The sequence below is a fragment of the Gimesia chilikensis genome (assembly GCF_007744075.1).
In the GTDB taxonomy this organism is placed as follows: Bacteria; Planctomycetota; Planctomycetia; order Planctomycetales; family Planctomycetaceae; genus Gimesia; species Gimesia chilikensis_A.
Genome location: NZ_CP036266.1, coordinates 3,740,231 through 3,767,228, shown reverse-complemented (window position 1 = coordinate 3,767,228; position 26,998 = coordinate 3,740,231). Strand labels below are relative to the sequence as shown.

The following is a 26,998-nucleotide window of genomic DNA, read 5'->3' as shown; positions in this document are numbered from 1 at the left end:
GGGAAGCGTCAGCAACCGCTCACGGGGCAGCGGTATCCTGACTGGCGCGCCACTTATCATAGACGTCGCGTGATTTGGTTGGCAGTGCCTGCAGGAAGGGTTCGGGAATGCCGGCCCAGCCACCGTGAATGCCGATGCTGGTAAACGCGTTCGCGGCCGGCGCCGTGCCCACGCTGTGTGGTCCCTGGTCGGGAGAATAGCCCCAGAGTTTGTCGGTTGCATCGAAGGTAAACAGCCAGGGCTGTGTGCCGTCAATCTCCCAGTTGGCACTTGAGGCGTCGGGGGTGCCGGGTTGGGCGGAGACGTCTACGCTGATCCGATCCTGGTTTTCCAATCGGCGGAGTGTCAGCACGGCGGTCCCCCGGGTGCGGTATAGACGCCGGTCTCACGAATGAGCTGACCGGCGGCGACGCGGGGCGCCTTGTTCCGCGCGTACCAGACAAAGCCCAGCGCGATCAGCACCGCCAGGATCGGGACGAGTGTAAGAAAGCGAACCCGTGGTTCGGGAGGTGGTTGGGTGGACATGAGGCTGGTCTTGTTGGTTTGAGTGCTCGGTACTGTGATTCTTTTACTGTATGAGCAGGAGAGGCGAGTTACCAGTTTGAAGTCATGATCCTGACCATTTGAAACCATCAGGAAAGGGCTGATTCCAACTGGAAACTGCGTTTATATTATACACTTGCAAACATAATCACATTTGGACACAATCTCTACTATATTTAAGGTAATACAGGGCCATTTACCGTGATTGTGAAGAATGTGTGAAACCGATTCTGCGGTGATGCGCCCTGAGTTATTTCGCTCGCCAATAACTTACTTTTCAATCTCGGGCTCAGTCGCACATGCATAACACAACCTTACCTCCCGCTCAGTCAGAACGCACCCCACCCAAGGAAGCATTGGAACAATCTGAAGAGCGATTACGCTTTTTTCATCATGAACTCAAACAGGAGCGAAGTCGGCTTAAGGAACTCACCTCAAAAGTGAAATCGCTCCGACTGAAGACTTCATACTTCAATTCTGCCCGGACCTATCGAGCCAGCCTGAAACAGTATCATATCTGGGAGCCTGGCGCCTGGGTCGTCCTGCCACCTGCGTTGGGACTGGTGATGCTCATCTTGATTGATCTAATCACGGGGTTTCGCCCCGTGAGTGTGGTGGGTGCCGTTCTGATGATTGTCATTTCTCTGGTGGCCCTCCTGGCGCTGTCAAAGTATCCTTCCGACGCTGAGCTTCCGCAGCATATGGAGCAGACGAAAAACGAGCTGGCTCAACTCTCCAGGAAAGCGGCTCAGACGGAAACCCGCATCGGGGAGTTGCAACAGGGGCTGGAACAGGAACTGGCACTGAATGCGAATTTAGTCGCGCAAAATAAAGAACGGGAACGAATTTCCTCAGCCAGATATCAGTGCCAGCAGTTATTCAACGAGAACTGGCGTGCGATGCGAAGCGTTGAATTCGAGCAGTACCTGGAGCGTGTTTTTCAGCTGCTGGGTTACCAGACGCAGACTACCAATACCACGGGTGATCAGGGAGTCGACTTAATAGTGGAAAAAGCAGGCCGCAGAATTGCGGTGCAGGTCAAAGGCTACTTTCACAGCGTCAGCAACTCCGCCATCCAGCAAGCCTTTACCGGCATGCGGCATTACAACTGCCATGCCTGTGCCGTGGTTACAAACAGTAAATTCACGGCAAGTGCCATTGAGCTGGCTGAAAGCACGAACTGTGTATTGATCCACGAAGACAACTTTCGGGAGTTCGTGTTTGGGGAAATTGAATTTGTGTGACGGGTCGCAGCGTCGATTCGTAATTTTCTATTGTGCCAGATACATTTTTTGCATCAATATCAGCAGCCTGCTAAAATACTACATCAACAATTGCATGGAATCTGGTTTCTTCATAACTCCATGAACTTCGATCAAATCGATAACCCCAAAGCAGCAGGTGGAACTTCTCATGTACCGAATCTTATTCATTACAGTGTGCCTGCTTCCTGTCTCTGTCCAGGCACAACCTCATACCATCATCCAAGTCTGCGGCAACCATTATGTTTCTCCTGAAGATTTCGCAGCCGACCTGAAAGCTCAGAACAACAGCGTCACGCGGGAAGAGATCGACACGGAATACCACAATTTCCTGGAATCAATTCGATCGGAACAACGGGGGCAAATGATGACCCTCAAAGATTTGATCAAACGGCACGGAGTCAATGCCGTTTATGTTGAAGGCGTAACAGAAAAAAATGTGAATGAGTTACTGCGACTCGTCCACAGTGTGAAAAATGGGGCCGCGATCCAGCGTGTCTCGTCTGACTTCGTCGAACTGGGGGCTGCGGGCCGGCTGATCGTTTCAGGTGAACTGCAGACGCTTCTGCCCGCCGAGGAGTCCGCGGCCTATGAAGCCTCCAATCCAGCAAACTCTGGTGGACCGCTTGAGTTTGCTAAAAAGATTGAATTTGACAAGAATGCCAACGAAAGGCGAGAGGATGCGATCGTCAGGAACCTGTTGAAAGCAGAGGGAACGGCAGTCATTCTGCTGGGCAAGGATCATAATCTGCGGGACAATCTAAATCGTCTCGGGGCGTCCTGCAAATACATTAAGACTGGGAGAGTCGATGTGAAACAGTCTTCAAGTGTATTTAAACGGCGTCAAGATCTGCTTGTAAAATAGATCTCGCGTGATTCGGTTGGCAGTGCCTGCAGGTAGGGTTCCGGAATGCCGGACCATCTGCGCTGGATTGTTGACAACTTGAAACTGCAGTAGAATTGGCTCGCAACGATCAGAAAAAGCAGACTTCTGTATAAAAAAGAAATTATCTGTCCTGCCAACTATCTAGAGTCTCAAAAATTGAATGAACCTGAATTCACGTTCTCAGAACCCATTTTGATTGCGACGCCTGGCGGTCGATTCACCTGGTTGAAACGGGTCTTCGTCACTTACATGTGGTGTCTCCTCGTGGTGCTGGTATTACAGGGGCTCACTAAAGTCCCTGCGAAACATGCTTTCTTACAACCCATCATCATGACAGGTATGATTGCGTACTCGATCTTATGTCAATGTTTTCGACGAAAGATTGAAGTGTCGAAGTATGAATCCATAGAACTTTATGTATTGCCCGGTGTGAACAACAAAGTTATCAATCTATCCACTGATTCGCCGATCATGATCCTGGATTCACCTGGAGGAGGCAATCTCAGGAAGATCCAACTGCTAAGCATGCATTCTCATTTCATGATGTTCATCACCGAGGATGAAGCGAAACGATTAGCGTCGTGGGCGGATGACAATTCAAAGATTGCAGCATACCGACGGCACGGTTCTGATGTATCAAAGATCGGATGATCGAAGGATAAAACCAAGAGGGCATAAGAAAGAGATGATGATTTTGACGTAGGAGATTCCGAGGGCAAAAGAGCAGTTAACCAGACACACTGACACGCGTCGGTATCATTTAATGTTTTCCGTAATAAAAGTTCGGCTACAACCGATAGAATATTTGTCCGTCCCTCTTTTTCAGTACGTTGATCTACTGAGTAATAGTCTTATCAATGATAGACCGATGATGACTGTGACATAGATAATAATTATTTACGAGGCTGAGTTCAATTTCCATAATTATGTATAAGCTTCTTTGTCCGGGTCCATCTCGTATTTCATAAGAACGATATTCTATGAAGATTTTCACCTCGAAGACCAATCACTGTGTTTTCAACGCTTTCATTTTTCTTCTGTTGTGCAGTGGTTGTGGTAACACGGATGAACCTAATATCGACGCGATCAAGGCACTTGGGGGAAAAATCACTCGTGATGACAAGGGAAATGTAATTCGAGTCGATTTTTCTGTCAGCAAAATCAATGGCTCAGGACTTGTGTATCTCAAAGGGCTGACAAGCCTGACGACATTGAACCTTTCACGTTGTAACATAACTGATACAGGGCTTGTGCATCTAAAGGAGCTTACCAGTCTAACGACATTGGGCCTTCGACGTACCGATATCACTGATGCAGGACTTGTGCATCTTAAAGGGCTACCCAATCTGACCACATTGATACTTGAAGGGCCCGACATCGGTGATGCAGGACTTATACATCTCAAAGAGCTGACCAATCTGAGGACATTGAACCTTGGGTACACCCATGTCAGTGACACAGGGCTTGTGCAACTTAAAGGGTTGACCAAACTGACGACATTGAGACTTGAACAGTCCGACATCACAGATGCGGGACTTATGAATCTTAAAGAGCTGACCAAGCTGACGATATTGGACCTTCGACGCACCGACATCAGTAATGCAGGACTTGTCCATCTTAAAGAACTGGCCAGCCTGACCACATTGAACCTTGAGGACACCGACATCAGTGATGCAGGACTTGTACATCTCAAAGAACTGGCCAGCCTGACCACATTGAACCTTGGGGACACCGATATCAGTGACGCAGGACTTGTGCATCTCAAAGAGCTGACCAAGCTGACCACATTGGACCTTCAAGTCACCGACATCAGTGATGCAGGACTTGTGTATCTCAAAGGGCTGACCAATCTGACGACATTGGACCTTGATGGTACCAATACCAGTGATGAGGGGCTTGTGCAGCTTAATAAACTGACCAATCTGATGACATTGAGCCTTGCGCTCACCCAGGTCAGTGACGCAGGGCTTGTGCAGCTTAAAAATATGACTAATCTGACCACACTGATTCTTCAGTACACCAAAGTCACTGATGCAGGACTTATGCATCTTAAAGAGCTTACCAAGTTGACGACATTGAGCCTTTCACACACCAAGATCACTGATGCGGGACTTGTGCATCTCAAAGGGCTGACCAGACTAACTTTATTGGAATTGTACGGAACTGAAGTCACCAAACAGGGAGTGACGAAATTGAAGGCCGCAATACCCGCTTGCCTGATTCATCATTCTTAATTTTTATCAATTAGTTCTTCGTTATTACATTCATAGCAGAATAACAAATCAGCCGTCTGGGGCAGGTTAGACACAAAGGCTATTTATCCCAACATACAGGTTTTGAGTTGAAATAAAATGCAATCAAAAACCTAAGATATAAAAGTGTCATATCTAAATGCCAAATAACGTGATGACTGATTTGAAGCGATTATTTCCTTCCTCAACACAAGCTGACTTGTTGCTTAGGAAAGTGTTAAATTCAAAGCTGGGAAAGCGCATTGATTTGCCGCAGGATTATGTTGACTTTATAAGCTATTTTGGAGTCGGTTATTTCACAGTAAATGGCAGCTTCAGTTTACAAATATTTGATCTTATCACAGACTCTGAGCTTCAAGTGTAGAAGAATTTCTTGGCTATGCCAGGGAGGGAAACTTAGAGTTTCCAGAACGCTATCCTGAGGTTTTCCCGGAAAGACAAAGAGGTCAGGTCTCTTTATCAAGAGTCCTAGTATCTCGGATACGAGCACTGTTAAACCAGACTTACAGAGTTGATGTGGCTGGTTATATTGATAAGAGCTCATCCCTGATGGCCATCAGGGATGAGCTGCGACTTTGTAGATCGTCGAGTCCTTGGTGCTGATAGACACCGTGGGTCAGCTGGATCGCAGAGCCGCATCGTTTTCAACCCGAACAGTCGCTGACCCCTTTATTCTCCACCTGAAACGATACAAACGGGAATAGACTAATCATCGAAAACCGGACCATCCATCCAGTTTCCCCGTTTAACTTTTGGATTCACTCGGGAGGGCGAGACTATGGAAATCTGGGACAAATCAAAGGAAGACCAGGCAGAGTGGGACGAAATCTACAATGCCCCCCCAGAGAAGCTTTTTCTGATTGCCTCAGATACTTTCTTGACTCTACGCGAATTGGTATTCGATGCGATTGACGGTCGTATCAGTAAACGCGACGAAATCTTTATCATTGATGTCGAGATACCGGCTAGTGCGATAATTGCATATTGTGATACAAAGACCAATATCGACCCTCAGTTTATAGTAGAACTGCTTCACGCGCTACATGCGGAAACGATCAACGTCAGGTCAATCGGTGGTGGCCCCACTGACTATAGATCCAAGCGATCGGCTAATGAATATCAGTATCTTTTGGATCAGGTCTGGAAAACCAGCCATAGGTTGAGCAACCACCTGTTTTCGATCGCCAGTGAGCAGGGGCGTGCGGAAGTCCAGAAGACACTCAATGAACCGGATTTGTATTCTGGACCAATACCATGCAAAGTGCTTCGTGAAATCTTTGCAGTTGATGGAGTCCCTATCAGCCAAGAAACACTCCTGACAATGATTGAAGATGAAACAATCAGAACTGATAAAACACGGGACACGACAAAGAGAAAGTTGGTCTTGAAGTCCTGTTTGCCCGATGGCTGGGAAAAATTCCTGCGGAAAAGAGTGCCATAAGTCAGTTTGCGAAGAAATCACCATTGATTTCAGTTACACGCTGAATGAGTTTATGGCTCGTACCGGCATGAAACCAGTATGGATGCGGAATCTCGTCGAATCACCACAGTTGCTGAAGCCTGGACAAAGCTATTTTCAGCTATGTCACAAGTCCGGTCGAGAGATGGTTGGTTTTCGCGGACGAGAAATGACATCTCATTCCTTTAACAAACAAAAAAGCCGTAACTCGGTGTGAGTTACGGCTTTTGAAGTGCCCCCGCTAGGAATCGAACCTAGAACCTACTGATTAAGAGTCAGTTGCTCTGCCAATTGAGCTACAAGGGCGAATGAATTGTCGGCATTTTAATGAACGCTCTGGCCGTCGACAAGAGATGCGGCGGGCGTTCTGGTGGTCGATAATAAGAATTATCGTCCGCTCTGCTTGAAAACCTCGATAAAAGTTGTTTGAAAAATCAGGAACCGGGGGGAAATCCCGCGCCGGTTCCTGAGATTGTCTCGTTGGCTGAAACGTGCCGGGGATCAGATCTGATCCAGGGCCTGTTTCAGGTCGTTGATGATGTCTTCCTGATCTTCCGTACCGACCGAAATCCGGATGAAGTCCGGGGTGACGCCCGAGCTGAGCTGCTCTTCTGGAGTCAGCTGCTGGTGGGTCGTGCTGGACGGATGGATGATCAGCGACTTGCTGTCGCCCACATTGGCGAGATGCGAGAACAGTTTGACGCTGTTGATCAGTTTGATGCCATTGGCCTGCTGCTGTTCCGGGGTATCACCCTGGATGCCGAAACCGAAGACCGCCCCGGAGCCATTCGGCAGATATTTCTGCGCCAGCTTGTAATCCGGATGCGATTCGAGTCCGCTGTAGTTCACCCAGGAGACCTTGGGATGGCTTTCCAGGAACTTCGCGACGGCCAGAGCATTCTGACAGTGCCGCTCCATTCGCAGGTGCAGCGTTTCCAGTCCCTGCAACAGCTGGAAGGCGTTGAAGGGGCTCATTGCCGGTCCCAGATCGCGGAGGAGCTGGACCCGGATTTTGAGGATGTAGGCCAGGTTCATGGGACCAAACGTCTCATAGAATTTAAGACCATGATAACTGGGATCGGGTTCGGTCAAACCGGGGAATTTTCCGTTGTCCCAGGGGAAGTCACCCTTTTCGACGATGATCCCGCCGATCGAGGTACCGTGACCGCCGATGAACTTGGTACAGGAAGCCACGACGATATCGGCACCATGTTCGAAGGGACGGAACAGGTAAGGGGAGGCCAGGGTGGTGTCGACGATTACGGGGATGCCGGCTTCGTGGGCGATGGCGGCGATGGCTTCGAAGTCGGCCACGTCACACCGCGGGTTGCCCAGGGCTTCGAGGTAGATGGCGCGGGTGTCATCGTCGATGGCTTTGCGGAAGTTTTCGGGATCGCTCTGATCGACGAATTTCGCCTGGATGCCGTACTTGGGGAACGTGTAGTGGAACAGGTTGTAGGTTCCGCCATACAGGCTGGAAGAAGAGACGATATTCTGACCGCTCTCGACGATGTTCATGATCGCCAGCGATTCAGCAGCCTGTCCGGAAGCGACCGCCAGGGCGCCAGCGCCCCCTTCGAGCAGAGCGAGGCGTTTTTCGAGTACGTCGGTGGTGGGGTTCATCAGGCGGGTGTAGATGTTCCCGAATTCCTGCAGGCCGAACAGTCTGGCCGCGTGATCAGTATCGTTAAAGGTGTAGGAGGTCGTCTGGTAAATAGGAACGGCGCGGGAATTGGTGGCGCTGTCGGGTTCCTGACCGCCATGCAGACAGAGAGTCGCTAATTTCAATGCTTCGGCATCCATTGTCTAATAACCTTCTTATAAGGGTGTGATCTGGCTTGTTCTCAAGCACCAAAGTAATTCAGAGAACTCGATCCACGATAACGACATTGGCTGAAGTGAGCAGAATGTGCCGGGATGAGCTTCAATTGAGGCGAATTTTGCAGAGGAAAACAGCCCCTCGGAGTATCCGCCATCCTATCGATGTTGAAAGTAAAAAACAATTCGCCCGCGGCGTTCTTGTGTTTGAATGTGCCATTCCCGGAAAAGGAGTGAAATTCAACGAAATAGAGTTAAGAAAATCAAATCTGGTGAAAAACGGGAGAAGCGAATTATTGCCAATTCCCCTTTGGGTGGGGGGATGATATCCTGAGTACTGACCATTCGATTCTCATTTCCCGTTGATACTCTGTGGTGAAGAAAGTACGACTTATGAGAGAGTTACGACCTGTGAACGTATTCCGCAACGTGTTGCCTCTGTTTCTCGTCTGTTTCGGCATGACCGCATCCACCCACGCCAACCCACCCGAAAACACCACCGCCGACCAGCCCGGCCTGGTGAAACAGGAGTTCGTGTATACCGACGCGTCGTTCCCTTCCTGCCATGCCTCGACGATTGTGGAGACGCCCAAAGGCCTGGTGTGTGCTTTCTTCGGCGGTACGCATGAGAAAAACCCCGATGTAGAGATCTGGGTGTGCCGCAACGAGGGTGATGGCTGGACCGCTCCCGTAAGTGTCGCGGATGGCGTCGAGAGTGACTCGAAGCGGTATCCCTGCTGGAATCCGGTGCTGTTTCAGACAAAACCGGGCACGCTGCTGCTGTTCTATAAGGTCGGTCCCAATCCGAGTGAATGGTGGGGCATGCTGAAAGTTTCCCACGATAACGGCAAAACCTGGGGGCCTGCGAAACGGCTGCCCGACGGCTTTGTCGGTCCTGTCAAAAACAAACCGTTCCTGCTGGCCGACGGCACTTTGCTCTGTCCCGCGAGTACCGAACACAACGGCTGGCAGCTGCAGATGGAGTGGACTCCCGATCTCGGGAAGACCTGGCACCGGACCGGTCCGTTGAACGACGGGCACAAAATCGGTGCGATTCAGCCTTCTGTCCTCAAATATGGCGACAAACTGCAGATTCTCTGCCGGAGCCGTCAGGGGAAAATCGTTGAAGCCTGGTCGGACGACAATGGCCGTTCGTGGGGTGAAGTCACGATGACCTCTCTGCCCAACCCGAACAGCGGCACCGACGCGGTTACCCTGAAAGATGGCCGCGCGCTGCTGGTTTATAACCCGACGAAGAAAGGCCGCAGCCCGCTGCATGTCGCGGTTTCGGAAGACGGCAAACACTGGTCGACGGCCCTGGTGCTGGAAGATCAGAAGGGGGAATACTCCTACCCGGCTGTGATTCAGACCGACGACGGGAAGGTGCACATCACCTACACCTGGAAGCGGGATCTGGTCAAGCATGTGGTGCTGGACCCCAGCCAGCTCAAACTCAAAGCGATCGACTGAGAGGCGTGAGCGTTGGCTGAAGAAAAACGAGTTCCTCCCCACCGCAGGATGCTGATCTGGCTGGTGCTGCAATGGATTCTCCAGGTGATCTTTGGAATCTGGCTGCGGTACCGGGCGCGCCATGAAGAGCGTCTGCCTGCCCAGGGGGGCGGGGTGCTGGTCAGTAATCACCAGAGTTTTCTCGATCCGCTGCTGATCGGTCTGCCCTTGAGTCGACCGATCAGCTTCATGGCGCGGGATTCCCTGTTTCGGATTCCGCTATTGGGCCCCTTCCTGCGCTACACGTATGTGATACCCATCAGCCGCCGGTCGGCGAGTTCGACCAGTTTTCGGGCTGCGATTGAGAATATCGAAAACGGAAACCTGGTGGGGATCTTCCCCGAGGGGACCCGTTCCGAGGACGGCGAGGTCCAGCGTTTCAAGCCGGGGTTTCTGGCACTGCTGAAGCGGACCGATGCCGCCATTTATCCGATTGGGATAGCGGGGGCCTACCAGGCCCTGCCGCGGGGGGCATGGTTTCTGCATCCGCGGGCGGTACGCGTGGTCTATGGTGAGCCGATCCCGGCGGCGACGGTCAAGGAGTACTGTGCGCGGGGGGCTGAGAAAGATCTGCTGGCCCTGACACAAGAGCGGGTGATCGCCTGTCAGCGTGAGGCGGCAATCTGGCTGGATCCCGAGTCACAGGACTGATTTCAGCCTGATTTCCGGGGGAGTCGGGATTGTCAATTCGGTCAGAGTCCACTATGGTTTGCGCTACGGAATGGACGTCTTCTCTTCTCGTTGACAGCACATCGATTTTTAACAGCAGGGGCTGATTATGTCGGAACGGATTCTGAGTATTTCTGGTTTACGGGGTGTCGTGGGGAACGGTTTGACTCCCGATTATCTGACCCGCTTTGCCGCCGCGGTGGGAACGATTGCCGACCAGGGAACCGTGGTACTCTCGCGCGATGGACGAGGCAGTGGGCGGATGGTGCGGCATGCGGTCATTTCCGGTCTGCTGGCGACGGGTTGCAAGGTGATTGACGCCGACATCGCGACGACGCCGACCTGCGGCGTGCTGGTGACACATCTGAAGGCCGCCGGGGGAATCCAGATCACGGCAAGCCATAATCCGATCCCCTGGAACGGACTCAAGCCGTTCTCGCCTAAAGGTTCGGTTTACAACCAGGAGCAGGGAGAGCGGCTGCTGGATGTACTCAACAATGAGAAGTTCAACTTTGTCTCCTGGGATCAGTTGGGAGAGGTGGAGCGGTACGAGCATGCTGCAGGTCCCCATATCGAACGGGTGCTGGCGTTGATTGACCAGGCGGCAATTCAGCAGCGGAAGTTCAAAGTGGTGCTGGACTGTAATCATGGTTCGGGTGGTGTGGCGACGCCACAACTGCTGGAAGCGCTGGGTTGTGAAGTGATTGTGCTGGGTGGTACGCCGGACGGCAATTTCGCCCACACTCCCGAGCCGCTGAAGGAGAACCTGACCTCACTGTGTGAAGAAGTGGTCAAGCAGGGCGCGGATGCCGGTTTTGCGCAGGATCCCGATGCAGATCGACTGGCGATCGTGGATGAGACGGGACGGTACATCGGCGAAGAGCTGACGCTGGCCCTGGGAGCAGACTACGTACTGGCACGGACTCCCGGACCGATTGTGGTGAATGGTTCCACCAGCCGGGTGACGGCGGATATTGCAGCGAAGTACGATTGTCCTTTCTTCCGTTCCTATGTGGGCGAAGCGCATGTCTGTGCGAAGATGAAGCAGGAAAAGGCGATCATCGGCGGCGAAGGGAACGGCGGGGTGATCGATCCCAAAGTCGGTTATGTGCGGGACAGCTATGTGAGCATGGCGTATGTGCTGGCGGGGCTGACGGCATCGAAACAGACGCTGTCCGCCTGGGCCGATTCGCTGCCGCAATACAGCATTGTGAAGAACAAAATCACCTGTCCGCGTGAAAAAGTAGCCGAGGCATGTGCGGCGCTGGAGAAACATTTCGACTCGGCAACGGCCTCGTCGGGCGATGGCCTGCGTCTGGACTGGGACGACCGCTGGGTGCAGGTGCGAGCGAGCAACACGGAGCCGATCATCCGGGTCATCGCGGAAGCACCACAAAATGACGAAGCACAGCAGTTGTGTGAAGCGGCGATGGAGATCGTGGGTTCGGCTGTGGCTTAAGTTTATTCACCACGGATTTTCTACCACGAAAAGCACGAACGACACGAAAGTTTCGATCGGCTTATTTCATTCAGAGTGGAGCCAGCAGGATGGCCGGGGAATTAGAAATACTCAAGCAACTGGTTCCGCCGCCTGAAGAGCCTGTCTGTCCGGATGGCGACTGGCGGGCGATTGAAGCACAGCTGGGGATTGAATTTCCGGGTGACTACAAGCGGTTCATTGCCGATTATGGTTCCGGTTCGTTGCAGTCGTTTCTGCACATCTGGAATTATCTCACCCTGCCTGCTGAGCAAGATCCGAAAGAGATCATTCAGCAGATTACGGCTGAGTATGAGTACGATCAGGCAGCGGGGTACGAGATTGATTTCGTGGCTTACCCGGAGCCGGGTGGCCTGATTCCCTTTGCCAGTACGGACGATGGAAACTATCTCAACTGGCGGACCGCAGGTGCACCGGACGACTGGAGTGTGGTGGCTTATGACTGTGGATCTGGCCAACTGATTTGTGCAGAGAGTGTGGGGATGGTGGCGTGTCTGTGCAGGCTGGTGCAACAGGAAAACCCGTTCGGAAATGCGTTCTGTAATGTCGATTCGTTTTCGCCGCCAATCACATATCGTCCCTGAATTCTGATTCTTCTACTGACAGGTAACGCTGGAAATGACGACATCACTGACCGAGATTATGGAACTTCTTCCGCCGCCCGCTGAACCGCAGGGACTGGATCGGTCGTGGGAGGAGGTTGAGAAAGACCTGGGATGTGCGCTTCCCGCTGACTATAAGGAATTCATCGACCAGTATGGATCAGGTCAGATTTGTGAATGGATTGATGTCTGGAATTTGCGAGATAAATCGCTCTTTCCTTCACCTTTGCAAGAGGTGATTTGTGGACCTGAAGGCATTATCAGTTTTTATCAGAAGGTAAACGAAGAGTATAACATATTGACAGCCGGATCGTGGACTATGTTTCCGGAACCGGGAGGACTTTTACCGTTCTGTACTGCTTTCGAAATAGATTATTTGAACTGGAGAACGGCAGGTCCGGCCGATGACTGGGACTGCGTTTACTGGTTTTTCGATGGGAACGAGTTTATCCACCTGGAAGGAGATTCGTTTACTGATTTCCTGCTGAAGGTACTGAAACGGCAGTACAATCAATATCAGCTCCCGACGGTTGATGAACCCTATCAATTCACACAATGAGCGTGATCTGTTTAAGGCCCGTCCTAACGGGTTTTCTACCACGGTCAGCACGAACGACACGAAAGTTGGTGATCTGCCGAGGAAGTGTTTGATCTTTGAATCTGTGGCTTCGTATAATCGGGGCATGACAGATCGCAGACATTTCATCAAGACGGCAGCGGGGCTGGGTGCTTCGCTTTCCCTGTTTACGAACCTGAAGGTACGCGCGCAGGAGGGACCCGCTCCCCGCCGACCTTTGATCCTGTGCAGTCGGGGTGAGGAGTGGGCCGAGAAGGTCCTGCGTCCCGGGTGGAACGTGTTCGAAAAGGGGGGCGATATTCTCGACGCGGTGGAAGAATCTGCGCGGGTAACGGAACTGGATCCCGAAGATCAGTCGGTGGGCTATGGCGGCTTGCCGAATGAGGAAGGGGTGGTGCAGCTCGATGCCTGCTTCATGGATGGCCGGACGCATAACTGCGGTTCGGTGGCGGCGCTGGAGATGATTAAGACGCCGTCCTCGGTGGCCCGACTGGTGATGGAGCGGACCGATCACATTCACCTGGTGGGTGAGGGGGCCCGCAAGTTTGCGCGGGCGCATGGCTTCAAGGAAGAGAACCTGCTGACGGACAAATCGCGGAAGATGTGGCTCCGCTGGAAAGAGAATCTGAGCGACAAGGACGACTGGTTCCCGCCGAAAGACGGTAATTACGAACTGGAGAAACGGCCGACCGGGACGATCAACATTCTGGCCCTGGACAGCCAAGGGGATCTGGCCGGCTGCACAACGACCTCGGGGTTGTTCGGGAAGCTGCCGGGCCGGATTGGGGATTCGCCGATTATTGGCGCGGGTCTGTATGTGGACAACGAAGTGGGAGCCGCGGGTGCGACGGGACGGGGTGAAGAGATTCTGCGGACCTGCGGGAGCTTTTTCGTCGTGGAACAGATGCGGGCCGGAAAGAGCCCGCGTGAAGCGTGCGAAGCGCTGTGTCACCGCATCGTGAAGATCAACGGCGGTCCGGAGAAGGTGAACTTCACCGACAAGATCGTGGCGATCAATAAGAATGGCGAAGCGGGCTGCTTTGCGATTCAGGGTCGGAAAGACAAGCCCCCCAAGGCGGCGGTGATAACCGCAGCGGGGACTCAGATTGTTGAGGGTGGCTATCTGATTGAGGTGGGGTAGAGTATTTCTTTCACATCACTCTCTTCACTCTACGGCCACAACATGAACAGGGCCATCAGGATCATGGCTGTGTTTTCGATGATCGTCACTGCAGACATCGGCAGATTGAAGACCGTTCCCAGGCAGGCACATTGAATTGCCTGGCGTTTGCGGACTGCCTGCAGGACTCCGATTAAGCCGACGCCCATGACAGTGGCGGTGACGAGATTCACGATGGTCGGAAAGACGCCCAGAATGAAGGCGACGCCGAGCGTGAACTCCAGAAAGGGGTAGAGCACGGCGTAGAGACGCGATCGCCTGGCCACGATGTCGTAGGTCGCGAAAGCGTCTGCAAATTTGCTGACATCGAGCATTTTGAAGAAGGCGAAGCCCAGGAAGAAGCAGCCCATAAAGTAACGCATAAAGTTTTCGAGCGTCGCGCCTGTAGTTTGCATCGAAGTTAAAATTGCGGCGGCACCAGCCACATAGAACACGACGAGCAGCAGCGGCTTGTAGGTTGCCAGGCTGAATTTCGATTTCTCTTCCGCGACCGCCGCAGGTTCACTCTGCAGGATTTCCGGGCCGGGCTGGGAGTTCTCTACGATGGCTGCTTCATAGCCGGCGTTCGTGACCACTTCGACCAGTTTTTCGGCAGGCTGAGCTCCGCTGACTTTCGCGGTGACCGTCTTTGCGGCGCTCGTGAGATCGGCTTTCCACTCAAGGATTTCGGGAGCCTGGTCCAGGGAGGGTTGTAATTTGCTCAAACAGGACTGGCACTTGAGATTGGTTGATACCGTCACTTCCTGAAACTGTTCTGTCTGTTCAAGAGTCTGCATTTTATTATCTCCGTATCGGATGGATGATGATTTATTTTTCAGAGGGAAGAATCGACAAAATGATGGGGCAGTCTTCCAGTGTGCCATGTCCCGAACACTGTTCATAGAGTGAGTCGAGCGTGTCTGCCAGTCTTTTCAGATCGTCGATTTTCTGACGGATCTCGGACAGCTTCTGTCCCGCCAGCTGCTTGACCTCACGCTTGGAAGAGCCAGGGTTGTCTGCAATGCTCAATAACTGGTCTACCTCAGCCAGCGTGAACCCGAGTTCCTGAGCCCGTTTGATGAACCGGATGCGATCGATAGTCTCCGGCGGATATTCCCGGAAGGGGGCTTTGATGCGTGGCTGATCGACCAGACCTTTGCGTTCGTAAAAGCGTACTGTTTCGACTCCCACGCCAGCGGCCTGAGCGACACGACCGATTGTTAATTGATTCATGTTTCACCTCCTGAGGCATTATAGACTCTGTACCATGGTACGGGGTCAAGCGGTAAAACGCACTCTTCAGGGAAAAAATCAATTGACCGGCGGGGGCTCGACGAGAAATTGTCAACATGCTGCCAGGTGTGTGAATCTGATTGACACAGCGTTGCCTTCAGTTATGATTGATTGGGTACATATCTTCACGTGTCAGTCACAGCTCTATCGGTCCGTCAACCCGACCAGTCTGGTCGTCAGCCGAAAGGTTAACTCCGATGCGAGGCATTCCTGGTTTTATACCGCGTCGGCTCATTACGCTCGCAGTTCTTGCGGGTGTGTTTCTCTCTCCTGAGCTGGCGTCTGCCCAGCAGAGCAAAAAAGCGGAGCTCAAGGAACACTACGTCTTTGATTTTGTGCGGGTCTTCTACACTAAAGAAGGAACGGGGGCGGTCTCTCCCATCGATGTGAACCAGAATGGTGTCTCAGATCAGGTGGAAAACGTTGCCAAGCAGGTGTGGGCGGCGCATCAACTCTTCTGCCGTGCGCTGGAGTTTCCTGATCCATTCGAAAGTGACCGGTTTCAAGGTGTGAACTGTATTCAGGTCAGCATCAGGGATCGCAAGGAAATGGGGGGCCTGAACGGGATCGCTTACTCGAGTGCCCAGCGGGCGCGCAAGATTCCCGAGGGGAGCCCCAAGGACCGCTGTATTGTGATGGCGATTTCCAGTCAACTCGATCCCACGAAGAATGTCACACCCACCCATGAGACATTTCACCTGGTGCAATATGGCGCAACGCAGTTCAAAAACACCTGGTTTCTGGAAGGGATGGCACGCTGGGCCGAACATGGGACCGGGAAGGAGGGCATCGGAGAAATCAAATACTCTCCCAAAGGTCCCTGGCCGCAAATACCGGCGCATCTGGCTCAGCTGGCGAAAATGAAATCTGAGTCCGAGCACGTTTTGTGGAATCCGATTGCAGCCGGTACCGACCGCGACGGTTCTCTCTCTACACAAATGCTGGGGAAAAAACTGGCCAGTCTCACCTATGCCGATGGAACTCCTGTGCTGAGGGATCGATTTCTGCAGGGGGGGAAGGTCATGCGTGACATCATCGTTGAGCTCGGAAAGATGGATGATGTTGCATTCAAAGATCTGAAGCTGGAAAAGTGGACCGAAGAAAACCGCAGGGCTCTGGAAAACAACCCTTATATTTACAAGGCGATCATGGATGCCTTGCGAAATCAGGGGGTTAAGGTGGGCGATTACGAGATTCCAGCAGAGCTGAAACGTTAGCTTACGGAATCTGTCGAAATTCGCTCACCTCGTCCAGGAGGTGAGTAGAACTGTTTTTCCTGTGATGCAGGCAACTCTGGCATTTTCCTGCTCGCTGCGCTCGGCCCGAATTGCATTCGGGCCCATCTATGAAGAACATCTTGTCAAGTGATTTAATTCTTTGCGCATGGATTCCTTTCTGAGACACAATCAAGCGGTACGCTCAACCATCTATTCGGGATCGACCACTGTTGCAGGCCGTCGCCATTAAACATCCGTACGAAGAACGCCCCATTCACCCTGACGAAGGTCGCAGACATTTCCCCGCCTTCATGGGCCCGGTCGGGGTCGTTCACACATTCCCGATTGATTTTGTCTCTGATGTTATTAATTCAAATCTGTATTACTCGTCAGCCTGTTTCAGGCAGGCTGGTGTGTCGCTGTGAATGGTTCGCCTGATTTCATGATCGCGACCATCATTCCCAGCAGACGCCTGGCGATCGCCACGATGGCTTTTTTAGCCTTCAAGCGTTTTTTCAACCTCTCGTAGATCGTCTTCCAGCGCGGTACCCGATACACCAGTTGCCAGGCGGCCTCCACCAGCGCCCAGCGCAAATAACGGGAACCTGCCTTTTCGATGTGGAGTTCCTTCATCTTCCCGGCACTTTCCCGTTGTCCCGGTGCCAGGCCCGCGTAGGCAACTACCTGCTTCTGAGAGTCGAATCGATCGATGTCTGCAATCTCCGATAACACGACTTCAGTGATCACAAAACCAACGCCCGGGATACTCTGCAGCAGTTCCCGCTGATGCTGTTCACGAATCGGAGCCGTCCCGGCAAAGTCGACCAGTGCCTGGTTGGCTGACTTCAACTGTTGGAGAAAGAAAAGCCATTCTGAGGTCAGTTGATTCATGCAAATCCGATCAGCGGCCGACAGGGGATAGCTGCTGACATACTCTTGTCCCGCTTTTCTGAACAGGTCTGGTCGATCTGCATTGTAGTTGCTCATGATCCGTCGCATGCGATTCTTGACCGAAGTAATCCGGCGTTGAATGGAGCTCCGCTGACGTACCAGGCCGCGGTGATCGCGTTGCCGAGGGGTTGGGCGATACGAGGCTGGTACCATGTCTCTTGACAGAAACTCGGCCAGAACCTGGGCATCGAGACGATCGCTTTTCCGCGTGGACTCAGCGATGACCCGCAATTTACCAGGGTGGGCGAGGATCACTTTATCAGCCAGGGGCTCGATGAGTTTGATCAGCCATTCGTAGCTGGCCGTCGCTTCCACGACCGCGCGAAAGGGCCCCAGTTCCTGGATGACCTCCTTGAAGAAGGCCACGATAGCAGCTTCATTGGCGCACATCAGACGTTTCCGTTTCTCGATTTTACGCGCTTCATTTACGACGCAGACTGTGATACTCTGTTTGTGAAGGTCGATGCCGGCATAAAACATGAGTGGTTCCTTTCTTTTGTGGAAACAAGGTTGTAACAAACTATGTTTACCACGCGTTAAAGAATACCACCACCGGCTCGGCCTTCTTACATAGTTTCACCCTCCTTATTTCGCACTCGATATTGCTGGAATCCGTTTACTTCTTCAGTACCGAATCGAACAGCTGATAGGCTTTCTGTCGTTGTTCTTCCGGGAAGTTGTGATCGCAGTCCGGGTGGTCGATGACGAGTTTGCCTTTGGCGTCCAGCAGTTCGTAGACAGGCCGGGCTGCGCTCGCGCATTTGTCGACGCTTTTCCAGCGGAAGTTGGAATCGTGCAGGGGCGCGTTGACGTAGACCGGGCGGGGGGCCATGACGCCGAGCAGTTCGGTGAAATCGAAGGGGATTTCGTCGAGTCTGCCGCGGTAGTCTGACATGCGGGGCATGTAGCGGATCTGGCACCAGCCTTTGCCGAAATACCAGACGCGTTCGGCAGCGTCGTAATAGTCGCGATAGGAATCGAAGCCACAACTGCTGACGATGGCGGTAACACGTGGATCGAAGACGGCGGTGTAGATCGCGTTGTGGCCTCCCAGGGAATGTCCAATCGCACCGACGCCCTGGCTCATATCGACGGTGTCCAGGGAAGCCAAGAGATCGATGGCGCGGGAGTTGTCCCAGATGGCTTTCATCGTGCCGCTGACGAAACCGAGTTTACCCAGGTTGGGCCAGTAATTCGCGAGATGCGGGTAGGCGGGGGCGATGGTGACATAGCCACGTTCCGCGAGTTCGGCGGCGTAATTACGACCGGCGCGGCCTCCCAGTCCGAGCGCGACCTTATGGCCGACCTTGTTGTCGGTGGGATGCAGACAGAGAACCGCGGGGACCTTGTGATCCTTGCTGGCGGTGTGAGGAATACAGAGATAGGCGGGCGTACGGGAATCGGGGCCGGACTGGTAGGTGATCAGTTTGCGCGTGTAGTTGTCGAGCTTGACCTCTTCGAGAACTTCGATGTCGAGTGGAACCCGTTGATCGTCACCCGGGAAGGGGCCCATGACCGTTTCCATACCGCGAATGATTTCCTGCCTGCGTTGTTTCCAGTCGTCCGGTGTGGTGACCTTCTGAACTTTTCCGGATCCATCGCGGTACAGGAGCAGGTCATCAGGATTGAGTCGCGGTGTTTGTGCGTGGACGGAAACCGAGCAGAGGACGGGCAGCAGCAGGGCGGTGAGGAAAGTTTTCTTGAGAGCAGAGAGCATGGATGACTCCTTGGCAGGGCAGGCGATCTTAAGTGGCAGGAGAGACGCTGTAGTTATTTAACAAAAGTAACGTCTGGGGGCAGGTGAATCAAGCGGATTGGACGTGAGCAGAGCGCCGTTTGTTCTCTGGTCAGGTCCATTCTCATGTTTCCAATCACCATTGGCAGTACGAAAGACGAGGGAAACTCTCTGGGCAGTGTGTGATCAAACGGGTAAACTTGGTTTTCTGATGAAATCCTTCATATCCGTTTCCACTTTTCATTAATTCGCAATTCGAGACAAGCCCCATGCTGAAGCACATCATCGAGAAACGACTGCCTTTGTTTGTTGAATTCTTCAGTTCGTTTATGCGCTACGCCTCGTATGTCCGCGAGGTGATTGTGGCTCTGCTGTTGATTCTGCTGCTGGGGGCTTTCCTGATCTGGCGGTTTGAGAACCTGAGCTTCGGCGACGCCGTCTATTTTTCGATGATTACCGGTCTGACCATCGGCTATGGTGATATTACACCTGAGACGCCGATGGGAAAAATCATCAGCGTGGGGATTGGCCTGGTAGGGATGATTGTCGTCGGTTTAGTTATTGCGATCGCGACGCGGTCCCTGCATGAAACCGCGAAACGGCATATGGATCTGGAACACGAAGCATCGCGTTCAGAACATCACAAAACTACTTGAGGTAGTCTTTGAGTTTGAAGTGCACGAAGGGCCTCTGATAGGCTTCTTCCTGTTTCTCAGCATAGGAAACCCAGAACTCCAGCGCGGTTGCGTCGTAGACGACATCCAGAATATTGCCCCCCTTGATGGGAATCTGACAGGCGATGTCTCTCATTTCCTCCGCACCGATTTTGCCATAGACTTTCTGTAACGGTTGAAACGCGCCGCGGCCTTCATCCTGGTAGACCAGGTTTTTCATGACCGCCGGCGCGAGTTCGTCGGCTGGGTCGTTGTCTCGCCAGATCACCAGATCGGGAGCATGTGCCAGCATTTTAACGGCCTGGCGGCTGGTGCCGTCTCCGACGACATAGTGATATTTCTTGATCCGCTTTGCCTGCTTGAAGAGATCGATGGCCTCGTCCAGATTATTGGCGTCATACATCACCTGGCGAAACAGTGTCGTAAAATGGACGCCGTTCATATCGAAAGGATAGTCCTTGCCGGGGGAATCTCCCATTTCCGACAGCACGATGCCTTTGGCATTAATTCCCGTGTTGGCACCGAGGAATCCGGCGAAGGTGATATTCACGTGGGGAATACCCTGTTTGGGAATGTAGACCGTGATACAGGGAAAGTCCTGCGCGCCGAGTTCCATGGTCCAGTCGAGATTGCGTGTCTGGTAAAGGTGACCATCTTTCGTCGCTGCGCCCCAGGCAGCGATGCCGCTGCAGGAATAATCCATGACGACTGGTAACGCGTGTGCCCGCTGCAGCGTTTTCAGAGGAAGGCCAGTCCCTTCAGCGAAGCCACGGAGTTCTTCTTTGAAGCGGACATCGGTATGCGGTGCGATCGCGTTCCAGGCGGCATCCAGATGGGCATCGGAGGCACGTTCCGGTCCGGCGGTCTGTACTTTCTGCAGCAGTGAGTTGATCATCTGCGTGGCTTCTTCCCGGATCAGTTTTCCCTGTTGCAGACCCATTTCATAGGGAGTGCCTGAGACCACGATGACGGGAATGCGATCGGCGCCGGTTCCAATGGAGGTTCGATAGCCTTCTGCCTGCAGATGACCGGCACGAGTAAAGCAGGCGAGAGCCAGCACGATCAAAACCAGGAAGCAGCGGCGCATGATATCGTTCCCCGAGTAAGAAGTGTCAAAGCATGAGGGATCAGCTGACGTAGAAGTACGTTGTCCCGTTTATTGTAATCGCTACCGGCAGTGATGCCAGCATTGTCTGGCTGCGCGGGTCAAAAATGTACCGCCCCGGAACGTTCCAGGTTCGTCCTAATCTCTCACCTGAAAGAGGATCCGGGGCGGTATCCCGCTGCCACACATTGGCTTCAACTACTCCTGCCTGTCGCATCAGGAGTTACGCAAAGAGTTACTCATGAAATTCGAAGAGGGATCACTCAGCGAGCGGAGGATGCTGAACCGGGGGGACCAGGTTTTTCCGGGAGCGAGATTTTCTGCCTCGAAAGCGACAGAAGCCCCGTTGTGTGTCCACCTGGAAGAATTCCACGAACTGGCGTCCCAGATCGGTCAGAGCCAGTTCTTGAGCCAGTTCAAGGGAGCGTGAGTGGGACATTCCTGAACGACAGATAACTCGAAACAGGTTTTTCAGATCCTGCTGCTCTGCGTTTGAAATCCCCCGCCGGGCCAGGCCGACGGCATTCAGGCCGATGATTTCGCCCTGGTGGTCTGTCATCGTGAAGGGGGGAACATCGCGGCTGATCATGGCGACGCCTCCCAGCATGGCGAGTTGTCCGACGCGTACAAACTGATGAATGCCGACATTGCCGGAAATGATTGCCTGGGATCCGATCTGCACGTGACCGCCGAGCAGGGCACCGCTGACAAGTGTGACTTCATCCGCGAGGATGCAGTCGTGGGCCACGTGGGAACAGGTCATCAGGTGGCACTCGTTGCCGATGATTGTCGTCGCCTGTTCGATACTGGCCCGGTGGATGGTGACCGACTCACGAATCACACAGCCTTGGCCAATGCGACAGTAGCTGATCGCCCCGGTATACTTTCGGTCCTGGGGAACATCGCCGATGACGGCGTGGGCATGTATTTCACATTCGGGGCCGATGTCGGTATTCCCCATGACGACCACGGAGGGTCCCAGGTGACAGTGAGCGCCGATGCGGACCGGGCCCTCAATGACGACATGGGGGCCGATGTCACACGAAGGGTGGACGATGGCATCGGGATGGATGTAAGCGGTAGGATGGACGCGCATTGGAATCCTCATTACAGGCTGACAGCGCACCACATCAGGCTGTCAGGAAAAACGGTATTGAGCTAAACACGAAATGCGGTTCATTGCTTAACAATGAAAATGCGCATTTCCGCTCTGGCTCAGTTTTCCAAATGAGAAATTCAGAAAGGGGAGACAGGAGGAACGATCCGCGGTACGGGCCAGACAGGCGATGCTGCGTTCCGGGGGCATACAGAACAGCGTGCCCCAGGCATCCGCTGGATTCCAGAGACACAGTTTAAGCGGTTGTCCCTGTGACGTATAGGGCGAACCAAAGACTGAACTGGAGCCCTCTTCCGGATCCACATCGAGAGGACCGTCGTCGTAATCATCCGGCAGATCGCAGCCGAGCAGGATGAAATCGAGATCGAATGAGTGGTTGAGCACCTCAAAATGGAGGGACGCGGTCTGTCCACTGGCAAGGTTGTCACCGTCGCAGACCGGGAACGGGGCATGTACCGTGGTTGCCACCATCCAGATCATCGCGAAATTACGCAGCCAGTTCATTGAGACATTTTCCTTCCAGGAATCAGCATGAACTATCTTGGAGGGAGTCCCCTTTGTCAAGGCTGGAGGCCGGAAGGAGGCCTGTTTCAGAGCAGGGCACTACGAATAAGCCACCAGGTGTAGCCAATGTAGCAGGCCAGGAGCAGCGCACCTTCATAACGATTGATGCGTCCCGGGCCACCCCAGCCGCGTCCCAGAATGAACAGGGAGAAGGTCAACGCCAGCATGACCATCACGTCGCGGGAAAAGACTTCTCCATTCACGGAAATCGGGTGAATTACTCCGGCGAGGCCGACCACAGCCAATGTGTTGAACATGTTGGAGCCGATCACATTGCCGACGGCGATATCAAATTCCCCTTTGCGGGTGGCGATGATCGAAGAAGCCAGTTCGGGCAGCGAAGTGCCTGCGGCCACGATGGTCAGGCCGATAACCAGATCGCTCACGCCAAAGTAGCGGGCCAGGAAAACAGCTCCCCAGACCAGCATGCGGGAACTGACAACCAGCAGTACCAGACCGACGAGCAGCCAGATTACGGCGCGTTTAATGGGCATGGTATGACTGGAGAGTTCGCGTTCCATTTCGGCTTCGAGTTCGTCGGTCGGATTACGGACGGCCTGCCAGATAGTCCAGCCCATCAGGAAGGCAAAGACCGACAAGAGGACAATTGCATCCAGACGACTGATGTGTCCATCCCAGATCTGCCAGGCAGAGAGCAGGGTACAACCCCCGAGAACGGGTAATTCTTTGCGGAGGATCTTGGACTGCACCGTCAGTGGATTAATGAGCGCTGTCAGACCAAGGATCAGGGCGATATTGGTAATATTCGATCCGTAAGCATTCCCGAGCGCAACGCCGGCGTTCCCTTCGGAGGCGGAGATGACCGAGACCACCATTTCCGGCAGTGAAGTACCAAAGCCGACGACGACCATGCCGATCAACAGGGGTGACATACCGAAATAGCGTGACGTCACTGCAGCACCATCGATGAAGCGGTCTGTACTCCAGATCAATAATGCGAGTCCGGCGATGATCGCGATAAAGGCAAGCAACATGATCGGGCCTGTATAAATCCTTAGCTCTTGACTGTGGTATTAGAGGGGTCGGGAGTCTGGTTCTAACCAATCTGCCGTGGATTTTCCAGAGGATGTGGCGTTCAGAAAAAAATAATGGAAAATATGTGAGGATCGCGCGGGGCACATTTGCGAAAGCATGCGGGAAACGGACAATAGGGGGAATGTTTTTCAACAAGTGCTCAGCGAGTGTGAAAAACAGCATGTGCAATCAACTTTGAGTTTATCTGCTGCGAAAGTCCAGGACACCCCTCGGGTGTATTGACAGTGATCACAAAAAAATCAACCCGGCCGGACGGTTCTTCAGTCTCCCGGTATCAAGGGTCAGGCGTGCGTCACGCTCTGACTCCCAATCGGTGGCTGGCCCCCGCGGAACTCTTTCTCAGTTCCTTTATCGCACTCATCATCCTGGGATCCCTCGGGCTGAAATTCCTGCCGGGCATCTACCAGGGAGAGCCCCTGAACTGGACCGATGCAATCTTTACGTCCACCAGTGCCGTCTGTGTGACGGGACTGATTGTCGTCGATACGGCTACGTACTTCACCCTGCGGGGCCAGGCGCTGATCCTGCTGCTGATTCAGCTGGGTGGTCTGGGGATGCTGATTCTGACCAGTGTGATCATCACCGCGCTGGGGAGAAAAATCTCGCTGAACCTGGAATCGGTGACCGCGGATTCCCGCAAACTGATCCCGCAGGTCTCAGCGCGGCTGCTGATCACTAACATTCTGAAATTTACTTTTCTGATTGAAGCTGCCGGAGCATTCTTTCTGTATTGTATGTGGGTGCCCCGCCTGGGCTGGAAGGGGGCTGCCTGGCCTGCAGTGTTCCATTCCGTGAGTGCCTTCTGTAATGCGGGCTTCTCGACGAACAGCAATTCGCTGATCAACTATCAGGATTCTCCCGGAACACTGCTGGTGATTTCGGTCCTGATCATTCTGGGCGGGCTGGGCTTCGTAACAATGCAGGAACTGAACCTGCGGTTTGCCCAACGTCAGCAGTCGCTGCCCCGGATCAAGCGCCTGTCCGTGCACAGTCAGCTGGTCTTGTGGACCTCCTTCATTCTGATACTCGGCGGCTGGCTGTTGTTTGCCGGCTTTGAATGGAACGGTCTGCTGGCCGAGATGTCACTGTCAGATAAGCTGACCAACTCTCTGTTTCTGAGCGTCACGCCCCGGACAGCGGGGTTCAACTCAATCGACTACGAGCAGGCGACCGACAGTACGAACCTGTTGACGATGATCCTGATGATGATTGGCGGCTCCCCCAGTTCGACGGCCGGTGGGTTGAAAACGACCACCTTCGCGCTGCTGGGACTGCTGGCGTGGTCCAAACTGCGTTCGCAGACGACAACCACATTCGCCAGTCGCTCGATTCCGGATGAAACCATTCAGCGGGGCACCGGCTTATTTGTGATCTCCACATCGGTGGTCGTGACGGGGGTCTTCCTGATGTCGTCGATTGGTGATTTCCATGGATACGAGCAGCGGTTCCTGGTGCGGCTGTTTGAAACGATCAGTGCGTTCAATACCGTGGGGCTTTCGATGGGTTTGACTGATTCGCTGTCGTTACCTTCGCGGTGGGTGCTGATATTTTTAATGTTTGCGGGGCGCACCGGGCCTCTGGTGATCGCATCCGCGTTGATTGTGCGCCTGGCACATCGCAGTAAATTCCGACTGGCCTACGAAGATGTCATCGTGGGTTAGTGATCGTATCTCATTTGTGAACTGAATATAAAGAGCAGGGTTTTGCCATGAAACGTTTTGTGGTCATCGGACTGGGTAACTTCGGATTCTCCGTGGCACGCACCCTCTATGAAGGGGGGCATGACGTGATCGCCATCGATCTCAATGAAACGCTGGTCGACCGGCTGGCGTCGCTGATTTCGCACGCGGTGGTCGGCGATGGAACCGACTTCGATACGCTGGTGCGCATCAGTGCCAAAGAGGCGGACGCGGCGATCGTGTCGACCGGAGATGACATTACCGCCAGCATCCTGGCCACGATGGCGCTGCACGATCTGAAAATCAAGGACATCTATGTTAAAGTCGTGTCGAATGATCATGCCCGCGTGATGGACCGCATCGGCGTGACCGATATCGTCTTTCCGGAACGTGATTCCGCGATCAGCCTGGCAACCCGCATGACCGGCTCCGCACTTCTGAACTACGTCAAACTGGGGAAAGGCTTCAGCCTGCAGGAGATGGGTGTGCCCAACGACTGGATGGGGAAATCGATCCGTGAACTCAAGCTGCGGCAGGAATACGATATTACCATCGTCGCCGTCCACGATATTCTGACGGATAAGATCATCGCCTCGCCCGACCCGGACAAGCTGTTGAATGACACGGATACGCTGCTGGTCGCCGGCGAAGACAAAATTCTGGATCAGATCGCTAATATTTCCTGATCCGTAGCGTGTTCCCCTGATGGGTCGGGATACCGGAACCACGTAGCGATCATTGGGCGCAGGTACGGCTGCTTCCTGAGAGTCCCCTCGGAAACCCTGTTGCGACAACATTTGTCTTGACAACTATTGTTGGAACGCGCATTATTTCAGATTATGAATCCACGAGCCACCCAAACCGAATCGCAGCGTGTGAGCTTTGACTCACCGGAACAAGAAGTCTTCCTGCAGCTCTGGCGGACCTATGACTGCCTGAAGGTGCTGGAAGAGTCGCTGTTTGTCCAATTTGAACTTTCACCGCAGCAGTACAACGTTTTGCGGCTGTTACAGATGGCAGCCCCCGAAACAGTACAGACCATGGAGCTGGGCCGCCGGCTGATCTCACGCTGTCCGGATACCACCCGCATGCTGGACCGCCTTGAGAAACGGGGCCTGGTGCAGCGCAGCCGGTTACCCGAGAACCGCCGCGTGGTGGAGGTAGCCATTACGGAGGAGGGCGAAGCATTGCTCAAACGGATGGAGAAAGCGGTGGTGCAGATGCACGGGCAACAGCTGGGGCACCTGAGTGACAGCGAACAGCAACGGCTGATTCGGCTGCTCCAGAAAGCACGTGCGCCGCATGAGGATGCCAGTTGCGACTGGCTGGATTCACTGTAGTATTACCTGCCGGCTGGGGCCTGCCAGTCAGAT

General features: G+C 53.5%; 27 protein-coding genes and 1 tRNA gene. 16 read left to right on the top strand and 12 right to left on the bottom strand.

Features of this window, described 5'->3' with window-relative positions; all coding sequences use genetic code 11:
* Positions 1–19: 19 nt before the first annotated feature.
* The gene (locus tag HG66A1_RS14415; RefSeq protein WP_145185063.1) at positions 20–352 is read right to left on the bottom strand and encodes a hypothetical protein; all 333 of its coding nucleotides are present in this window, start codon (positions 350–352) and stop codon (positions 20–22) included.
* Positions 346–525 (bottom strand): hypothetical protein, encoded by a 180-nt coding sequence (locus HG66A1_RS14410; RefSeq protein WP_145185060.1) that lies wholly within the window; start codon positions 523–525, stop codon positions 346–348. Before HG66A1_RS14410 ends, HG66A1_RS14415 begins: the two co-directional genes overlap by 7 nt.
* Positions 526–842: 317 nt before the next feature.
* Here HG66A1_RS14410 and HG66A1_RS14405 point away from each other — a divergent pair, with 317 nt between their 5' ends.
* From HG66A1_RS14405 to HG66A1_RS14385, 5 genes are all read left to right on the top strand, one after another.
* Entirely contained in the window at positions 843–1,787 is a 945-nt protein-coding gene (locus HG66A1_RS14405; RefSeq protein ID WP_145185057.1) for a restriction endonuclease, read from the top strand.
* 169 nt (positions 1,788–1,956) lie between these two features.
* Entirely contained in the window at positions 1,957–2,670 is a 714-nt protein-coding gene (locus HG66A1_RS14400; protein ID WP_145185054.1) for a hypothetical protein, read from the top strand.
* Between the two features lie 177 nt (positions 2,671–2,847).
* Positions 2,848–3,342 (top strand): hypothetical protein, encoded by a 495-nt coding sequence (locus tag HG66A1_RS14395; protein ID WP_145185051.1) that lies wholly within the window; start codon positions 2,848–2,850, stop codon positions 3,340–3,342.
* A gap of 329 nt (positions 3,343–3,671) precedes the next feature.
* Positions 3,672–4,925 carry a leucine-rich repeat domain-containing protein gene (locus tag HG66A1_RS14390; protein WP_145185048.1) on the top strand — a complete coding sequence of 418 codons (1,254 nt, stop codon included), beginning with the start codon at positions 3,672–3,674 and terminating at the stop codon, positions 4,923–4,925.
* A gap of 796 nt (positions 4,926–5,721) precedes the next feature.
* Entirely contained in the window at positions 5,722–6,384 is a 663-nt protein-coding gene (locus HG66A1_RS14385) for a hypothetical protein (protein ID WP_145185045.1), read from the top strand.
* Positions 6,385–6,635: 251 nt separating this feature from the next.
* Here HG66A1_RS14385 and HG66A1_RS14380 read toward each other — a convergent pair.
* Together HG66A1_RS14380 and HG66A1_RS14375 are read right to left on the bottom strand one after the other, a co-directional pair.
* Positions 6,636–6,708: transfer RNA gene (locus HG66A1_RS14380), tRNA-Lys, on the bottom strand.
* 195 nt (positions 6,709–6,903) lie between these two features.
* Positions 6,904–8,205, bottom strand: a complete 1,302-nt coding sequence (locus tag HG66A1_RS14375; RefSeq protein ID WP_145185040.1) for an O-acetylhomoserine aminocarboxypropyltransferase/cysteine synthase family protein — start codon at positions 8,203–8,205, stop codon at positions 6,904–6,906.
* Positions 8,206–8,613: 408 nt separating this feature from the next.
* Here HG66A1_RS14375 and HG66A1_RS14370 point away from each other — a divergent pair, with 408 nt between their 5' ends.
* The 6 genes from HG66A1_RS14370 (at position 8,614) to HG66A1_RS14345 (ending at position 14,216) form a co-directional block, all read left to right on the top strand.
* Positions 8,614–9,690: a sialidase family protein gene (locus tag HG66A1_RS14370; protein WP_232106834.1), complete on the top strand. Its 1,077-nt coding sequence runs from the start codon at positions 8,614–8,616 to the stop codon at positions 9,688–9,690.
* Positions 9,691–9,702: 12 nt separating this feature from the next.
* Positions 9,703–10,380: a lysophospholipid acyltransferase family protein gene (locus HG66A1_RS14365; protein WP_145185037.1), complete on the top strand. Its 678-nt coding sequence runs from the start codon at positions 9,703–9,705 to the stop codon at positions 10,378–10,380.
* Between the two features lie 127 nt (positions 10,381–10,507).
* Positions 10,508–11,857: a phosphoglucosamine mutase gene (glmM, locus tag HG66A1_RS14360; RefSeq protein WP_145185035.1), complete on the top strand. Its 1,350-nt coding sequence runs from the start codon at positions 10,508–10,510 to the stop codon at positions 11,855–11,857.
* Positions 11,858–11,946: 89 nt separating this feature from the next.
* A complete protein-coding gene (locus HG66A1_RS14355) occupies positions 11,947–12,480 on the top strand; it encodes an SMI1/KNR4 family protein (RefSeq protein WP_145185032.1) in 534 nt (177 codons plus the stop codon).
* A 34-nt stretch (positions 12,481–12,514) separates the two neighbouring features.
* On the top strand, positions 12,515–13,057 hold the full coding sequence (locus tag HG66A1_RS14350) for an SMI1/KNR4 family protein (RefSeq protein WP_145185029.1): 543 nt from the start codon (positions 12,515–12,517) through the stop codon (positions 13,055–13,057).
* Between the two features lie 88 nt (positions 13,058–13,145).
* Positions 13,146–14,216: a N(4)-(beta-N-acetylglucosaminyl)-L-asparaginase gene (locus HG66A1_RS14345; protein WP_197997145.1), complete on the top strand. Its 1,071-nt coding sequence runs from the start codon at positions 13,146–13,148 to the stop codon at positions 14,214–14,216.
* A 29-nt stretch (positions 14,217–14,245) separates the two neighbouring features.
* Here the strand turns inward: HG66A1_RS14345 and HG66A1_RS14340 are convergent, their stop codons facing one another.
* Together HG66A1_RS14340 and HG66A1_RS14335 are read right to left on the bottom strand one after the other, a co-directional pair.
* Positions 14,246–15,031 carry a heavy-metal-associated domain-containing protein gene (locus tag HG66A1_RS14340; protein ID WP_145185026.1) on the bottom strand — a complete coding sequence of 262 codons (786 nt, stop codon included), beginning with the start codon at positions 15,029–15,031 and terminating at the stop codon, positions 14,246–14,248.
* A 31-nt stretch (positions 15,032–15,062) separates the two neighbouring features.
* The gene (locus HG66A1_RS14335; RefSeq protein WP_145185023.1) at positions 15,063–15,467 is read right to left on the bottom strand and encodes a MerR family DNA-binding protein; all 405 of its coding nucleotides are present in this window, start codon (positions 15,465–15,467) and stop codon (positions 15,063–15,065) included.
* Between the two features lie 257 nt (positions 15,468–15,724).
* Here HG66A1_RS14335 and HG66A1_RS14330 point away from each other — a divergent pair, with 257 nt between their 5' ends.
* Positions 15,725–16,744 carry a hypothetical protein gene (locus HG66A1_RS14330; protein WP_145185020.1) on the top strand — a complete coding sequence of 340 codons (1,020 nt, stop codon included), beginning with the start codon at positions 15,725–15,727 and terminating at the stop codon, positions 16,742–16,744.
* A gap of 399 nt (positions 16,745–17,143) precedes the next feature.
* Here the strand turns inward: HG66A1_RS14330 and HG66A1_RS14325 are convergent, their stop codons facing one another.
* Both HG66A1_RS14325 and HG66A1_RS14320 read right to left on the bottom strand, forming a co-directional pair.
* Positions 17,144–18,175 carry an IS110 family transposase gene (locus tag HG66A1_RS14325; RefSeq protein ID WP_145181141.1) on the bottom strand — a complete coding sequence of 344 codons (1,032 nt, stop codon included), beginning with the start codon at positions 18,173–18,175 and terminating at the stop codon, positions 17,144–17,146.
* A gap of 136 nt (positions 18,176–18,311) precedes the next feature.
* A complete protein-coding gene (locus tag HG66A1_RS14320) occupies positions 18,312–19,412 on the bottom strand; it encodes an alpha/beta hydrolase (RefSeq protein WP_145185017.1) in 1,101 nt (366 codons plus the stop codon).
* 287 nt (positions 19,413–19,699) lie between these two features.
* Between HG66A1_RS14320 and HG66A1_RS14315 the strand changes: the two genes are divergently transcribed.
* Complete coding sequence (locus HG66A1_RS14315) at positions 19,700–20,086, top strand: potassium channel family protein (protein WP_145185014.1); 387 nt, start codon at positions 19,700–19,702, stop codon at positions 20,084–20,086.
* Here the strand turns inward: HG66A1_RS14315 and HG66A1_RS14310 are convergent.
* The 4 genes from HG66A1_RS14310 to HG66A1_RS14295 all read right to left on the bottom strand — a co-directional run bounded on the left by HG66A1_RS14310 (position 20,079) and on the right by HG66A1_RS14295 (position 23,885).
* Positions 20,079–21,191 (bottom strand): C45 family autoproteolytic acyltransferase/hydolase, encoded by a 1,113-nt coding sequence (locus HG66A1_RS14310; RefSeq protein ID WP_145185011.1) that lies wholly within the window; start codon positions 21,189–21,191, stop codon positions 20,079–20,081. The two genes, HG66A1_RS14315 and HG66A1_RS14310, sit on opposite strands and share 8 nt — an antisense overlap.
* 277 nt (positions 21,192–21,468) lie before the next feature.
* Entirely contained in the window at positions 21,469–22,305 is an 837-nt protein-coding gene (gene lpxA / locus HG66A1_RS14305) for an acyl-ACP--UDP-N-acetylglucosamine O-acyltransferase (RefSeq protein ID WP_145185008.1), read from the bottom strand.
* 87 nt (positions 22,306–22,392) lie between these two features.
* Positions 22,393–22,830 carry a hypothetical protein gene (locus tag HG66A1_RS14300; protein WP_145185005.1) on the bottom strand — a complete coding sequence of 146 codons (438 nt, stop codon included), beginning with the start codon at positions 22,828–22,830 and terminating at the stop codon, positions 22,393–22,395.
* Between the two features lie 86 nt (positions 22,831–22,916).
* Complete coding sequence (locus tag HG66A1_RS14295) at positions 22,917–23,885, bottom strand: calcium/sodium antiporter (RefSeq protein WP_145185003.1); 969 nt, start codon at positions 23,883–23,885, stop codon at positions 22,917–22,919.
* A 348-nt stretch (positions 23,886–24,233) separates the two neighbouring features.
* Between HG66A1_RS14295 and HG66A1_RS14290 the strand changes: the two genes are divergently transcribed.
* The 3 genes from HG66A1_RS14290 (at position 24,234) to HG66A1_RS14280 (ending at position 26,965) form a co-directional block, all read left to right on the top strand.
* Positions 24,234–25,607 carry a TrkH family potassium uptake protein gene (locus tag HG66A1_RS14290; protein WP_232106833.1) on the top strand — a complete coding sequence of 458 codons (1,374 nt, stop codon included), beginning with the start codon at positions 24,234–24,236 and terminating at the stop codon, positions 25,605–25,607.
* Between the two features lie 47 nt (positions 25,608–25,654).
* Positions 25,655–26,311 (top strand): potassium channel family protein, encoded by a 657-nt coding sequence (locus HG66A1_RS14285; protein WP_145185001.1) that lies wholly within the window; start codon positions 25,655–25,657, stop codon positions 26,309–26,311.
* Between the two features lie 189 nt (positions 26,312–26,500).
* Positions 26,501–26,965: a MarR family winged helix-turn-helix transcriptional regulator gene (locus HG66A1_RS14280; protein ID WP_232106832.1), complete on the top strand. Its 465-nt coding sequence runs from the start codon at positions 26,501–26,503 to the stop codon at positions 26,963–26,965.
* The last annotated feature ends 33 nt before the right edge of the window (positions 26,966–26,998 follow it).